Source organism: Bacillus sp. FSL R9-9492 (assembly GCF_038007365.1).
Taxonomy (GTDB): Bacteria; Bacillota; Bacilli; order Bacillales; family Bacillaceae_G; genus Bacillus_A; species Bacillus_A mycoides.
The window spans coordinates 4,284,877-4,299,059 of sequence record NZ_JBBOXC010000001.1; the positions used below are offsets into that span (position 1 = coordinate 4,284,877).

General features: G+C 34.6%; 11 protein-coding genes and 1 pseudogene. 2 read left to right on the forward strand and 10 right to left on the reverse strand.

All coding sequences use genetic code 11. The features are described 5' to 3' along the window. Positions 1 to 147: 147 nt before the first annotated feature. The 3 genes and pseudogenes from MKY70_RS21870 to MKY70_RS21880 all read right to left on the reverse strand — a co-directional run. Positions 148 to 798 carry a 2OG-Fe(II) oxygenase gene (locus MKY70_RS21870; protein ID WP_002138329.1) on the reverse strand — a complete coding sequence of 217 codons (651 nt, stop codon included), beginning with the start codon at positions 796 to 798 and terminating at the stop codon, positions 148 to 150. A 173-nt stretch (positions 799 to 971) separates the two neighbouring features. Continuing rightward, positions 972 to 1,343, reverse strand: coding sequence for a competence type IV pilus minor pilin ComGG (gene comGG, locus MKY70_RS21875; RefSeq protein WP_088034277.1), 372 nt, complete (start codon positions 1,341 to 1,343; stop codon positions 972 to 974). Beyond that, a pseudogene (locus tag MKY70_RS21880) lies at positions 1,340 to 1,672 on the reverse strand (competence type IV pilus minor pilin ComGF); the annotation flags it as partial. The gene comGG and the pseudogene MKY70_RS21880, both read right to left, overlap by 4 nt. A gap of 231 nt (positions 1,673 to 1,903) precedes the next feature. Between MKY70_RS21880 and MKY70_RS21885 the strand changes: the two are divergent. After that, positions 1,904 to 2,416, forward strand: a complete 513-nt coding sequence (locus MKY70_RS21885; protein ID WP_341074561.1) for a hypothetical protein — start codon at positions 1,904 to 1,906, stop codon at positions 2,414 to 2,416. An 85-nt stretch (positions 2,417 to 2,501) separates the two neighbouring features. Here MKY70_RS21885 and MKY70_RS21890 read toward each other — a convergent pair whose 3' ends face one another. Both MKY70_RS21890 and MKY70_RS21895 read right to left on the reverse strand, forming a co-directional pair. After that, positions 2,502 to 3,284, reverse strand: coding sequence for an N-acetylmuramoyl-L-alanine amidase (locus tag MKY70_RS21890; RefSeq protein WP_341074563.1), 783 nt, complete (start codon positions 3,282 to 3,284; stop codon positions 2,502 to 2,504). Beyond that, a complete protein-coding gene (locus MKY70_RS21895) occupies positions 3,284 to 3,709 on the reverse strand; it encodes a phage holin family protein (RefSeq protein ID WP_341074565.1) in 426 nt (141 codons plus the stop codon). The genes MKY70_RS21890 and MKY70_RS21895 overlap by 1 nt, the downstream gene beginning before the upstream one ends. A gap of 165 nt (positions 3,710 to 3,874) precedes the next feature. On the opposite strand from MKY70_RS21895, the gene MKY70_RS21900 reads away from it, so the two are divergent. Continuing rightward, positions 3,875 to 5,170, forward strand: a complete 1,296-nt coding sequence (locus tag MKY70_RS21900; RefSeq protein WP_341022898.1) for an O-antigen ligase family protein — start codon at positions 3,875 to 3,877, stop codon at positions 5,168 to 5,170. Positions 5,171 to 5,187: 17 nt separating this feature from the next. On the opposite strand, the gene MKY70_RS21905 is transcribed toward MKY70_RS21900, so the two are convergent. From MKY70_RS21905 to MKY70_RS21925, 5 genes are read right to left on the reverse strand one after another with little or no spacing between them, the layout of a single operon-like run. Further along, on the reverse strand, positions 5,188 to 7,209 hold the full coding sequence (locus MKY70_RS21905; RefSeq protein ID WP_341074567.1) for a BppU family phage baseplate upper protein: 2,022 nt from the start codon (positions 7,207 to 7,209) through the stop codon (positions 5,188 to 5,190). Between the two features lie 18 nt (positions 7,210 to 7,227). Next, positions 7,228 to 7,497, reverse strand: a complete 270-nt coding sequence (locus MKY70_RS21910) for a transcriptional regulator (RefSeq protein ID WP_341022894.1) — start codon at positions 7,495 to 7,497, stop codon at positions 7,228 to 7,230. A 9-nt stretch (positions 7,498 to 7,506) separates the two neighbouring features. After that, entirely contained in the window at positions 7,507 to 9,558 is a 2,052-nt protein-coding gene (locus tag MKY70_RS21915; RefSeq protein WP_341022891.1) for a phage tail spike protein, read from the reverse strand. After that, positions 9,555 to 10,241 (reverse strand): phage tail protein, encoded by a 687-nt coding sequence (locus MKY70_RS21920; protein WP_341074569.1) that lies wholly within the window; start codon positions 10,239 to 10,241, stop codon positions 9,555 to 9,557. The genes MKY70_RS21915 and MKY70_RS21920 overlap by 4 nt, the downstream gene beginning before the upstream one ends. 1 nt (position 10,242) lies before the next feature. Next, positions 10,243 to 14,019 (reverse strand): phage tail tape measure protein, encoded by a 3,777-nt coding sequence (locus tag MKY70_RS21925; RefSeq protein ID WP_341074570.1) that lies wholly within the window; start codon positions 14,017 to 14,019, stop codon positions 10,243 to 10,245. Positions 14,020 to 14,183 lie beyond the last annotated feature (164 nt).

The following is a 14,183-nucleotide window of genomic DNA, read 5'->3' on the forward strand; positions in this document are numbered from 1 at the left end:
GTTCCTCTCAATCATCCGTTATTATTTGTTATTATAACGAAAGATGTTACTTTATTTAATAAAAAAACGTTTTGTTCTTCTTATGCTATGAAGAACAAAACGTAACATACTCACTATTTTCTCGTAATCAAACAAGCTGGCTCACTTTTACTTATAAGTACCTCTTCTCACCCACTGCGTTGCAATCCATTTCTCACCTTTCGTTACAGGTGCTCCTCCATGTAACGTAAGCTCATTTAGTAATTGATCTTGATAAAAATACTCAAAGTATACTGCCATTCCCTTTCTAGGGTGTACAGAAAGATTTAATTTCGGAAAGAATGTTTCCCCGCCTTCTTCTACATCATTTAAGTACATCACAAGAGTACTTATACGATTATTAGCAGCTGACCTGCTATGTTCTGCAAAATAATCATAGTGCGCTTTATATTCTTGATCCACTTCATAATTTAAAATGTGCAATCCTTCTCCATGCGCTACAGGAACATTCGTGATAGATGAAATTCGTTTTTCAATCTTCGAAGTAAGTTCATTCTCTTCCAAAAATGCACCACTACTCGTTCGAATATCATTTACATCACGTGATGAACCAACTTTAGAACGTTTCATATTACTTTTAGACAATTCAATCAATTCAGCGCACTCTTCATCACTTAATACATTTGCTAATACAACAATAAGAGGTTCTTCGAATTTTGAAATAATTTGTATTTCCCTATCCTCTGTCATAATCGTATTTCCTTTATGATCAAAAATAGTTTGTTCCTTATTTTCACCTATTTGATTGTTATTTGTCATTTTCTTATCTCCCTAGAAAAAATGATTGGATAGCATGAATATATCATATTCTTTCTACCTTTCTCTTTTTTGAGAAAATTTAAACTTTTGAACATCGTTCTTATCCCTTTCCTCAAAGAAATTGACTCCCTCCACAATAGAAACTCATGGTTCTTCTCCATATATTTTACATATTATCCTTCTACCCAATCAAATATTTTATTATCCTTTTTCCTATAGTGAAAGCTCACTGTATAGAAAACTCTCTGTTTTGTAACACATTGCAACGAAATGATAATAACATCATTTTCAAAGACGTACTTTCCACTCACTTCTCCTCTTTCATACTGAAATAAAAAAACCTCCTCTTTTTCTTTTTGCTGTAAGTCTCTTTTTATATCTGAAATAGCTCGATCAACAAGTTCCTCCATGAAAAAACTTTGTTCTATTTCAGAATAAAATTTTTTATCCGAAAGTAACATATTCGTTTCGTACATCAAAAATGAAATGAATAAAATAAGAAAAATAATTGTTCCTGGCATTACAAATCCATCTTGTTTTCTCATGTTTCTATCTCAATTTCACTATAGCGCACAGCCACGCCTTCATATATTTCACCACTTATATCTTTCACATATATATATAACAAATGAGGTGTTAATTTATACGAAATCGCTTCAATCCTTTGTAATATAAATTCCCTTCCGCGCATATTTACTTTTCTTATTAAATTACTATTCAACTTTTCATACGTCACCTGATCACCATTACGAAGTTGGAAGCGTAAAATATTCCCACCGTTTTCTAGCTCTATCTTCCTCCCACTTGATACTTCACGAAACTCTAATTGCATTTGTCCTAAAAATAGATACACCCCTTTTATTTGTTTTTTATCCTTGCAAATATCTTATTGTATCAGTGTTTTTACTCATGACCTTTTCAAAGTGTTTTCTATCTTTTTATATAAAGCGGGGCAAAGGTGGGGCATTAGTCAGAAAAAAAGGGGCAAAAGAGCTGGATTTCCATTCAGCTCTTTTTATTGAAATTCTGGCTTTGAGGCAATACAAAAATTCATAAAATTTGATATAATAATACAGTTGTTAATATCAATTAGGGGGAAATATTTATGAAAAAGGCTTTCAAATTCGGTTGTTTTGGGTTTATTGCATTATTTGCAATCCTTGTTATTGCACTAATTATCGATATATCTAATGATGATCCAAAAGAAAAAAGTAAACCGAAGGAAACTGTTGCAGTAACTGCAAAATGGGAAGGGAAAATTAAAGAAGTTGCATCGAGTGATAAATCTACAACTGAAAAATTTGATGAAATAAGCAAATATGCTAAGGATTACAAACCATCCAAAGATGAAGTTAAACAATTCGGTGATGAAATTATTAAAGAATATAAAGATAAAAACTATATTAAAGATGTATCTAATCATGAATACATGTTGAAAAATCTTTTCAAGTCACAAATTGTTGATAAAAATGCATCAGATAAAAATTTAAAAGATTTCGCATTTGATTTCTGGCAAAACTCTAAATATAATTACCGTGGCGTAGAAAATGCAACAAGTAGCGCTACTCAAGCTAATGAACGTCAAATGGATAAAGCTTTAAATAAAATGAATAAATAGATTTTCTTTTTGAATGAAAGAAATAATAAAAGCCGCCCAATAGGACGGCTCTTATTTTTGCTAATCAAACTATTCTTTTATTATATTAAGCTTCTACTTCATAAACTTCACAGAACCAATCTTTGTAATCTTTGAAATACCATACGATAGCTCCTAATTGATTTTTGTCTGCAACAGGTGCACATTGAAGATAAAAGATGCCGTCTCCTTCATAAACTAAGCTACCCTTTACTTTGAATTCAGCAAGTTTGTTCATTACCTCTTGAGCTAAAGGAGCACCTAATCCGCCTGACTTCATTGTCCATTGCATGTTATTTCCTCCTGTCGGCACTGATGACCCTTGAATTGATTTGCCTACAATGACTTCAGCTACCGCTTTAGCCGCTTTATCAAAGTTAGCGCGGTATTTTTGCATATCCACTTCATTATCGATAAAACAAATTTCCGGAAGTAATCCTGTTTTTGTTTTATTGATCCAACCTAATTCGGTCGAGAACTTGATTCCTCGATCTCTTAATCCGAAAGCATCAGCCATCGCTTTTGAAATCTTTGCGGCTAATTCTCTATTACCATACTCAGGATGCAACCATACTTCGCACCCTGTACCTCCTGGAGTAGCGTTTAAATGGAATTGCGCGTCCACAGTACTATCTTTCACACGCAAATGATTATTTGCTGCATTGCTCCAAACTGCGGTTTGTGTTGTTCCAACTTCATCAGAACAATTCACATATTTCCATCCTGCTGCTTGTACATACTTAGCAACAGCATCAAGGAACTTTCTATCCTCTATGTGCTCTTTCCCATAAACACTATTTGCACCTTGTACAATATTATTGTGACCACCTGAACCTGCGAAACAACCCATTACTCAACATCTCCTTTTTTAACTTCTTGTTTTTGTTTACCGCCTAAAACTTCAACTGCATTTGTCAAAGCTTGTGGAAGTGGTATTCCCATACGACCTGCATTTTCTAAAAGCGATAACAACTCATTTCCGATAAAGAAAAAGATTGTCGCTTCACGAATAGCACTATTTGTCCCTATGGCTGCATCAGCTTGAGTAGCAGCCCCGACCAAAAGAAAAAGCACCACCTTTTTGGCGATGCCTTTGAATCCTACTTTACTTTTTAATTCCCCGTTGAATCCTGCTGCGAATACTCCTGTGATATAATCGATAGCTGCCATGATTAGTAGAACCCTCAATGTTGTATCCCACCCTCCCAAAAAGTACCCGCAGAAGCCACCGAAGGTAAAAATAAATGATTTTATTAATACATCAATACGATCCATTGTTCCACTCCTTTCAAAATAAAAAGAGCACCTCGATTTCATGAGATTGCTCTAAAATAAATAAATTTAATTGTTTCTTATTCTATAAATAGAATTTCCTTACTCATAAATAGAAAATGTATGTTAAAATTTAGTGTCTTACAGTTTCTTTAAAGGAGTAAAAACATGAAAAAAAATGCATTACTTGATGTTACTTTGACCTATTATTATGTTCTTCTATTCTTTATTTACATACCTACTAATGGTGATGATACACATTGGATACCTAGACCTTTTGGATACTATCTAGCAATGTCATTACCACTATTCTTTATTTTTTTCTTAATCTTCAAGAGAAGAATATCATATTATAAAGAAATTACAGTAGCGATGTTTCTTCTTTCTATTTTGTTTGCTTTCTGTGCTCTGTCAGGTTTTTGGAGCTCTATATCCTTTGAAACACTATGGAGATCCTGTCAAACATTTATTCCGATTTTAGCACTAGCTTTATTAATTATGAATGTTAAAGATTCTCAAACGTTTTTCGTTAAGATATTAAAAATAAACGTCTTGATATCTATGTTTCTTTCCGTAATCGCGATTACAATTAAAGTCTTTGGCTCTACATACTGGTTAAAAAACGAAATTTCCGTTAACTTCATATCTGTTTTTGGAGTTACAATTAATCAATATTTGTATAAGTTTGATACATATTTTAGATACTCAAGTATTACAGGAAACCCGAATCTTTTTGGGTGGATACTTGTTTTAGGTATCGCATCTGCATGTATACTGCACTTTTCTAAAAATCTAAAAAAATGGAATTTCTTCTTTATTTTCCTGATACAGTGTTATTCTCTATATTTAAGTTCTTCAAGAACATCCATATTGATTTCATTCATTTTTATAACATTGTTTTATTTAGCAAAAACAAAGACGCCTTTTATGCACAAAAAGAATGTTTTTAAAAACATCACTATAGCATCTATTTTATTAGCTGCACTAGCTAGTTTTTATCTATTTAGCTCCAGTGATAAAAAGACAGTAAGCTTATCTGGAAGAAATGACATTTGGGACATATTACTGAACGAATTCGCATCCCATCCTTTAAATGGGGTTGGATTTAATACAACACAAGAATTACTACTTTCCTCTGGCGTTGATGAAAATGTAATAAGTGGTGGCGCTCACAGTTTCTACATCGGATTCATGACTGAAACTGGATTAATTGGCATGTTGTTATTCTTTGTTTTCGCTGTATATAGTATATCGTTACTTTTAAAACAAAGAATAACCACCAATGCAAACTATCATCAACAAATTATTAGTAAAGGATCACTTTGTTTATTAATAGTATTATTAATTCACCAATGCACAGAGTTTTATCTATTAAGAAATAACTATTTTAACTACGTATGGTTCTTTATGTTGTTTAGTACTCTGAAATTTCATTTTGATTTAAACCAAAAAGCGCATGATTGATATGCGCTTTTTTATTATTACTGTGGATCTTTATAATACAAAATCGTACTTCCTAACACATCCACATCACTTGATATTGATTGTCTTATATCGACAACGGATACCACATCAGTGTTTACATACCCTAAGTTCAACTCGATTGGTGTATTTGCTACGAATGATTTAGTCATTACTATATCACTTCCTAATTGTGTATTCGAAATTGTATTATACAATTTGAAAACTGGAGCCACAGATGATATTACTGTTGCTTTTGGGGTGAATTGCAGATAATAATTTCCTTTTTTATTCACAACAGAAGCAAGCGAAAGTGCAGACGTGAATTTCAAGTTATTATCTGCATCAAACGCAATAGCAATATTTTTCTGTACTCCACTATACATTTTTTTTGCATAACCATCTTCAGATATATTGTTCATAATAGCTGGTGGTGATAGCGTTGTTGTATAGATGTTAACGTCAATGTAATTCGATGTATTGCATACAAATTGACAATTATCGAATTGCGATTTTATATAATCGCCAATATATATACTAGTTTTTTGCGCGCTTGTTAGAAAATCATTTTTCCTAGCAAAATAACACGAATCAAATTTAACTAAATTCCGCACTTGTGTCCCTGTAACTTTAACATCTATCGGTGTATCAAATGATAGCATATCTGTAGTTGAACCGTCTTGATAATTACCTTCGAAGTAACAATTATCGAATTTTATAGGCGAGAATCCATTACTTACAACAGCAGTTTTTATACTTTGTTCAAAAGTACATGAATCAAACTTAACAGAAGCTGCTACATTAGAACCTTCTAAAAATACATTATTTTTACAGCTTTGTATAAATAAAGATTTAAATGAAATAGCATTTACTTGCTCAGCTGCTGAAGGACTAACAAGATGCAAACCATAAGAATTACACCCACGAATAAATATGTCGGAAAAAGATGCATACCAACATTTTTTTATTCGCATTCCAATATCTACATTTTCAATCCTAAGATCTCTTATTGCACTTCCGTTAACTAGATAATTAGCATCGATGCCGATTTGACCTAATGATTTATCACCAGAAATCGCTAAGGATGATATCTCCACTCCGATTTTAGCGTTATTGTCACTTAAATCAATTGCAGTTTTGCCAACGGGTTTTAGTACCGAATTATATTTACCAAACCCCACAATCTTTGTGTTTGCCGCAGGCTTAATTGGTGATGTAAGATACATATCTTCGTCAGCATGTATTACGATTTGTTTGTTTGTAATTTTCGCATCGGATACCGCTTTATTGATAGCGGGATACCAATCATAACCATTTGAAATTGCTACTTTTAAGTTTTTGTATTCTTTTACACTTACAAAGTTACCTTTATCAAACAAATCAAAAATTTTATTTTGTTCTGCGTCAATTCGTTCTTTTAATGTTGGGAAAACTTGATTTTTCAAATCTACCCTGGCTTGAGCTGCTTCAACTGAAGAATCACCCTCTATAACGATTTGATTCAACTGTTCTTGTACACTTTCAGAAATTAATTTAGCTTGTTCAGCGAATTCCTTTGCGTTATGAGCTTCTTTATACGCTTCACTATTCAACACATCTAATTGCATTTGTTCTAACTGTTTAATTAACCCATCTAATTGAGAAATATAAGTTTTAGATGGAATTCTGTTAGTCAATGCATCTGGCAACGAAACGATAATAAAGTCTTGAGTCGTAGCTTTTACAGTTGAATTCTTCTCCACAGTGAAATATGCTTGTTTAGATTTTCCCACGGATGCAAAAGTTTGAGCTGGGAATGTATATTCGAAATGACCTTTCGCTGCATCTATCATAGTGATTCCGTTCTTATCTCTAACGGAAGTATTGTCAGGTTTAGCGCATTCGAAATATACGTCACTTCCAGTTAAATTATACGGAATAAAACCGTCAACAACATATACATCAACAGTATTACTAGCTTTATCACCTACCCTTCCAGTGACGATAGAATTGAGTTGAGCGTGTTGTGTTTTATTAACGTCTAGAATTAATTTGGTTTTCATGTCATCAATCCTTATTAATTAGTATTTAGCTGCTTGTACTGCTTGTTGTTGCAAATTAGCTAAACAATCAGAGCACACATTTAAAGTGCCTAATTTATGCAAATGAGCATTCTTCTTACACATATCACAAAATGTATCTGTTTTACGCAAATAAACCTGGTCATGATCTGAGAAAATCTCAACTACATCACCAGGTTTCACGCCAATATCGGCTAATTTATCTAATGGCACTTTTACCGAACCGTCTTCATTAATTGTTACTGTAACACCTAAATATTGATATGCCATGATGACCTCCTAAATTGAAATGTTAATAAATGCCCATCCGCTTGTTCCTATATGAAGATAAGCGCCCCATCCCTTACTTCCATTCATATATTTGATAGTTCCTAAAGCGTCTGGACCACCACCAGCTATGTTTACTCCTTGTGTACTCACTTGAGTATTAAACGCCACCGTCCCGTTAGTATTGAATGTTATTCCGTTTGTTCCCCTTATAAATAAACGATCTCCGGATAAAATGTCCACACTACCAGAAGCATCTAAACGGATAAGATTTGCAAAAGTGCTGACTTGTTTAGATGAACGAACATCAATCCCGTTTGTACCTTCAACTGTTGTCATATTGTCTCCAAAAAGAAGGGTATTTCCGTTTGAATTAAGATTTAGTTTACTTGGATAATACGTATCACCTGGAGAGGTTTCCCCTTTAGCTATCCCTATGCTACCAGTGTAATATGTTCCAAGATTTTGCTGTGCAATTGCTAGTGTTCCGTCAGTAAATTTACTGGTATTGACATTCTCATGAAGCAAAATTGTTGGTTGCATTCTGCCATCTTTATTCCAGTAGTAACCAAAATACATTCGTGTTAAGTTCGATTCCATCAAGCGTATGAATTGTTTTTGGATGTGTACATAGTTAGCACCGCCGTCAGTTCTTATTGTAGAACCGACAATCTCGCCACCTCGTACTAAGTTACCGTTTAACGTTCCTGTTGTAATGAAGTCTGCGACGATACGACCGTCCATTGTTATCGCTGTGTTATATGGACCATTAATCCCTGTGGAGGAATAACCAAATCCATTGATATTCCATTGCCACACTTTTTTAGCGGTTCTTTCATCAGCTGTATCCATAATCAAAATTCTTTCTGGATATATACGAACATGGCCGCCGAAACCGCTATTGATTAAATTCGTAGCATTCTCTCGTGCTTGTTCTAAAATAGAACTTTCCATGTTATTAACGTTGTTTTCTATATTGTCAACTCTACCTGTTATATCAGCGAAGGACTCTTTATAATTACCTAATGTCAATTCAATATATTCCTCATTGATAGGATCATATTTATATGAATTAACTTTAGCTTCAATTTCAAAACCGTCTTCTTCATGTATAACTGTTACTGTATCTCCCATATATACACGCTGCAATACCGCCAAATCTTTATATTCTTCCGTTTGCGATAATTCTTGGAATTCTACCTTGTATGTCGCCTTAGGAAAATCAACAAATTGTTCATCGTACATTTTTTTAGCGGCATCGCGTAACATTTCATATGCTTGTGGTAACGGAACTGCGTCTTCGTCGTCAGCATAATCGCCAACAGCTGCTTTTATATGATCGAATTCAACAACTCTAATTTTAGGTTTAATGTATTTACTGGCGTTATAGCTTTCCACATACTTTTCTGGTAATAATAGACCGTCAAATCCTTTTGGCATCATCCGAGTAATAACATTTGTCCAATCAACATCTGATTCATAACCCAATAAATCCTTCTTATGTTGAATGACGACGCCACGATCTCTGCCACGATCTCTTAGCATGTGGACGGTGAAATTATCCCTTTTTAATTCCCCACCCCAACGACTAAGAAAAGAATTGTCCTGACTGTTATCAAGTATTGCTTCGACTGGATTTTTTCCAACTAAACGAGAACTAGCAATTGTACTTATATCGCTAATGAAATTAAAATTAGTGCTATATTGCATACGTTCTTTCATTTGTTGTAATGCTGCTTGTCCACCCTTTTCTTGAATAAATGTATCTTCAATTAAGTTATCAACCAAATCATAAAAAACATGATAACAAAATACATTCAATTCACCCATAGAAGGCGCCGGCCTTGCTACACGAAACAATTGATCACCGTCAGGTGTTGGCGCTTTGATTAAACATTGACCACCTATTTCTAATCCATGTGGAGCGAATAACGGATATTTAAAACTTAAAACATATAAACCATTTAATTCTTCTTCGATAACTGCATCGTAAATATTATCATCTAAAATACCTATACCATTGTGAGTAAAATCTGTTTCAGTTGGTTTATATAGTGTAATCATAAGTAACGCCACCTCGGATCAATTTGCACCTTCGTAACAGTTCCAGTCCATTTTATTGTGTTTTCACCTTCAGAGAATGTGGGGAAATTACCGACCATATTACTATTCATCGGTGTAGTGTTCGAATATGCTTCTTTTAATTCAGAATCAATTACTACTGAACTATTTACATTTTTAATTAAGAATGAAACATCATTTATCGTAACGGTAATTGATCCACTACCATAAATCGTTATTTTAGGTAATGAATGTTTTGTACCATAGTTTACAAGAGTAGTTGTTGCAGTTATTTCCAATGGTTGTAGGATAGCGTATTCAAATGGGTCAGCTATAAAAGTTACTTCAAACTGTCCATATTCTTCAATCTCATTGTTTATATCGTCTATCTCCACTTTTTTTATCCTTCTAAACACGTTGTCATCTGTGAAAGAAAGAGTCTTTGCACTAAGTAGCCATGCTTTTATACGCCTTAATAAAGGTTTAATATTTTCATCTTCTAATAGATTAAAATTTATCTTAAAAGTAACGTCTTCATAACCATTCTTCTTTGTTAATGATCCGTTTTCTCTTCCTGGAACTTCAATGAATTCTATCTTCTCTTTTGCTGTTGGTATGTTAGGACGCTCTACCATACATAGATGATAGTCACGCCCTAACATTTCATTGATTCGAACGTCAAACACGTTACGTCCTCCCTTTACCTATATTTAACATTTGTCCTTTCTTTGTAAACCAATCGTCAGCTTTTTCAAACATTCTGTCTAAATCTCTTTCATTTTTGATCGTTGTATGGAATGTAACTTCGTTTTTAATTTCTTGTGGTTGTGATTGAATTACTTTAACGCCAGCGGAACTTGCTAATGCATTTCCTGCTAAATCAGGCAAATTAGAAAGCATTCCGCCACCGCTCATCGTTTTGCTTATTTTACCTATAGCGTCTCCTAGAATGCCGCCAGAAAACGTTTGAGCTTTTAAAGGTGCAATACTTCTGGCTAAACTCATAGGAGCAGCAAAAGCCATTGCAGGAGCTACTGAATTAGAAGAAGAAAATGCAGGTGACGCACTTCGACCCTCAACAGTTATGCTTGCCGAACTAGCAAATGGATTTAATTTGTTTAAAATGCCACCAGCTTTATTCCACGCTCTTGAAACTGTATCAATAATACCGTTCATTACTTTAATAATTGAATTCCAAAGACCATAAAAGAAATCAATCACACTATTAATCGGTTTGTAAACGCCTTGAAGGATATCTGAAATATAATTCCAATTACTACGAACTACACTAGAAATATAATTAAATACTCCTGATACACCAGAACTCATAGTATCCCAAGCGCCAGTTACATTAGATACGATATTATTCCAAATACCTGACGTTATAGAATAAACTACATTCCATGCGCCTCCGATTCTATTTTTCACTTCATTTACTGCATTACTAATATTCGAAGTTATCGTATTCCAAACTCTCGAAATGATAGAAGTTATTTCATTCCATTTGTTGGAGGTTGTTTTTTTAGTAGAATCCCAACCACTTGTAACGGTATCTTTCGCCTTATTTATCTTTTCGTTAATATGTCCAACAATTCCATTCCAGACATCAGAAATAAACGTCGAAACCGCGTTCCACGCTTGAGATGTTATATTTGATACATAGTCCCATCCTTGCTTTATTTCAAGTTTGATAGGATCCAAAAACGCATTTACAGTATTAGTTATCCATTGCCACGCTTCGCGGATTATATTAGTAATCCAATTCCACGCTGTACTAGTTGCACTTGTGATTGTATTCCACAATTCTGTGATAGTATTAACTAACATATCTCTATATTCTGTAAAAGTAGAAGATATAGCATTCCATGCATCAACGATATAAGGTTTAATCCATTCCCAGAATTGTGTTACCGGTTCTTTTATTAATTCCCATCCTAAAATGAAAGCAGTTAACAATAGTTGTAATGGGAATGTTATTATTTGAAATAAAATATCCCACGCTATTTGCGCAATTTCTTTCAAGCCTTCCCAGAATGCAGAGAAACCAGATTTTACGCCTTCCCAAGCATCAGAACAAACTTGAGTAAACGAAACCCAAATTCCAGAGAACCAGTCGCTTATTCCTGTCCACAGTGTTTTTGCTATCTCACCAAACTGAATCCAAAAATCATTCCACGCTTGTTTTATCTGTCCCCATATTTCGCCAGCAGCTTCATTAAATCTTAACCAAAATTCTTTCCATTCATCGTTTAACTTTTCCCATTCTACACTTACAGCGTTACTTAATTCTTCCCAAATTCCACTAAACCAATTTGTGAATGTTTCCCATGTTTCTTTTAACCAGTCAGTTATTGCACCCCAGTTTTTGAATATAGCGATTACAGCGACTACAATTGCAATAATTCCGACGATTGCCGCAACTACAGCAGCTACTGGAGCTCCTACGAATGCCGCAATTGTTGTTACTAATGTTCCGATAGCTGTTCCGAAAGTAGTTATCCAGCCGACGACAGTCATTACAACACCTATTATCGACCCTATAGCGGATATAATCGGACCGAGTATTAAGAGCAACGGACCTAACACGGCTACGACTGCCATTATTACCCCTATTACCTTTTGGGTTTCCGGAGATAAACTATTGAATGCATCTGCTAAACCTTTTACAGAATCAACAATGATAGGCATTACTTGTTCTGCTAATTCTAGAAATACTTTACCTAAAGGTTCTAAAGCCTTTTGTAATTCACGGTAAAGCGCTTTTGCTCTTTGTCCAAACGCTTCTTCTTGAATTTTTACTACTTCAGCCATTGCACCTTTTGTATTTTCAAATTCATTATTAACATCTAAAAGACTATAAACACCTTGATTTCCAAGATCTTCAAATTTTGTGCCAAATAGACCTACGCCAATCTGCGTGGCTTTAACTTGATTGTCCATACCTTTTAATTCGCCAATTACAGCTCTAAAAACATCAGCAGCAGGTTTCTTCCCAGCTTTGAATTGTTCCCATAACCCTTGTGTTTCTTTTGAGAGTCCGCCAAATGAATCAGATACAGTTTTAGAATCTTCTTGAACAGTGATCCCGAATTCTTTAACTAGATCGTTTACATAATCTAAGTTGTAAGCGCCGGCGTCCAATCCGTTTTTTAGAATGTTAAACATTTCGTTAGAAGTAAAGCCAGCTTGTTTGAATAATGGAACGTACTCGGCTAAGTTATCTGTGAACTCTCCTGATTTATCAAGACCGACTTGCAGTCCGGCCGTGATATCATCAAGCGCTTTTGATCCATCCATTCCATATTGCGTCATTAATGCGGATGCGCCTCGAGTTGTTTCACTTAAATCTACATCAAAAGTTTTAGATAATGCCATAACACCTTCAGTAACGTTTTGTAATTCCTCGAGCGGAACATCTTTCATGTTTTGCCATACTTTCATTACGGCGTTATCTACTTCTCGTAAATTTTCGCCCCAGCCGTGTAAAAATACATCCTCGGCTACTTTACCCACATTCTCCGCACCTTTAGCGGTTAAGCCTAATGATGCTTGAATTTGTTTCGCAGAAGTGTCGAAATCACTAGCCCACTTACCTGTTACGCCCATAACACCAGCGATTGCAGGTGTAACAGTGGAAGATAACTTTTCGCCGATCTCTTTAGTTGAATTTCCGACTTCTTTAAGTTTATTAGCGGTCTTTTCGGCTACATTCGCTTGTTCTTTTAAAGATGAATTAGTTTGTTCAACTTCATTTTTTAAATGCATTTCAGCAGTTCTAGCTTCATTTAACTTTGTTTCTAATTTGTTAACTTCTGCTGAATTCGAACCATATGCACTTTTTGCAGTATCTAATTGTTGTTCGAGATTCTTAACTGATCGCGCACTCATTTCTAGTTGTTGTTGTAAATGCCTTTGTTTCACGCCTAACTTTTCAGATTCAGAAATGCTATCACCTAACGCGACACGTTCCTCTTCTAAAGCTGATTTCAATTTATTAGTTTCTGTTACTAATAGAGATTCAGCGCGTTGTAATTCATTTAACTTTTGTTTCGATTTTGCAGATTCACTATTCCGTTCCACTTCAGCTTGTTTAGCTTGTTTTAATGATTCGGTAGTTGTTTTTATTTTATTAGAAAGTTCGGCTTCGGCAATTTGTGCACGTTGTAATTCAGCAACTGCCTTTTGTGTTTCTATAGAATTTTCTCCCCACACTTTTTTTGTGCGTTCGAGTTGGTCGGCAGTTTCTTTAGTCTTCTTTTTGGCTAGTTCATATTGTTTTTCCAAACTAGATAATGAAGTTGCTAATTTCTCCGTATTTGTTCCAGTTAACTTCATTTCCGTCTGCAATAGTTTTAAATCTTGCTTTAACGCTTTATTAGACGTATTCATTTGCTCTATCTTATTTTTATATTCGGCGGTGTCAGCCTTAAACTTTATTACTGTTTCTTTTGAAGGTCCAGCCACTATTTTTCACTCCCCTTCTCTTGAAGGCAAGCTTTCCAACCTTCGTAAGCACTCTTATTCTCAGCTATCCTTTGAACGTCACGTAAGGGTAGATGCCAGAAAGTTTTTTCCGAAATTTCAAAAATAAATACGTATAGACTATATAGGTCTACGACGCACTCAAT

Excerpts from the sequence above, each read along its gene's own strand:
- MKY70_RS21870 (WP_002138329.1), bottom strand. The coding sequence starts at position 798 with ATGACAAATAACAATCAAATAGGTGAAAATAAGGAACAAACTATTTTT.
- comGG (WP_088034277.1), bottom strand. The coding sequence starts at position 1,343 with ATGAGAAAACAAGATGGATTTGTAATGCCAGGAACAATTATTTTTCTT.
- MKY70_RS21885 (WP_341074561.1), top strand. The coding sequence starts at position 1,904 with ATGAAAAAGGCTTTCAAATTCGGTTGTTTTGGGTTTATTGCATTATTT.
- MKY70_RS21890 (WP_341074563.1), bottom strand. The coding sequence starts at position 3,284 with ATGGGTTGTTTCGCAGGTTCAGGTGGTCACAATAATATTGTACAAGGT.
- MKY70_RS21895 (WP_341074565.1), bottom strand. The coding sequence starts at position 3,709 with ATGGATCGTATTGATGTATTAATAAAATCATTTATTTTTACCTTCGGT.
- MKY70_RS21900 (WP_341022898.1), top strand. The coding sequence starts at position 3,875 with ATGAAAAAAAATGCATTACTTGATGTTACTTTGACCTATTATTATGTT.
- MKY70_RS21905 (WP_341074567.1), bottom strand. The coding sequence starts at position 7,209 with ATGAAAACCAAATTAATTCTAGACGTTAATAAAACACAACACGCTCAA.
- MKY70_RS21910 (WP_341022894.1), bottom strand. The coding sequence starts at position 7,497 with ATGGCATATCAATATTTAGGTGTTACAGTAACAATTAATGAAGACGGT.
- MKY70_RS21915 (WP_341022891.1), bottom strand. The coding sequence starts at position 9,558 with ATGATTACACTATATAAACCAACTGAAACAGATTTTACTCACAATGGT.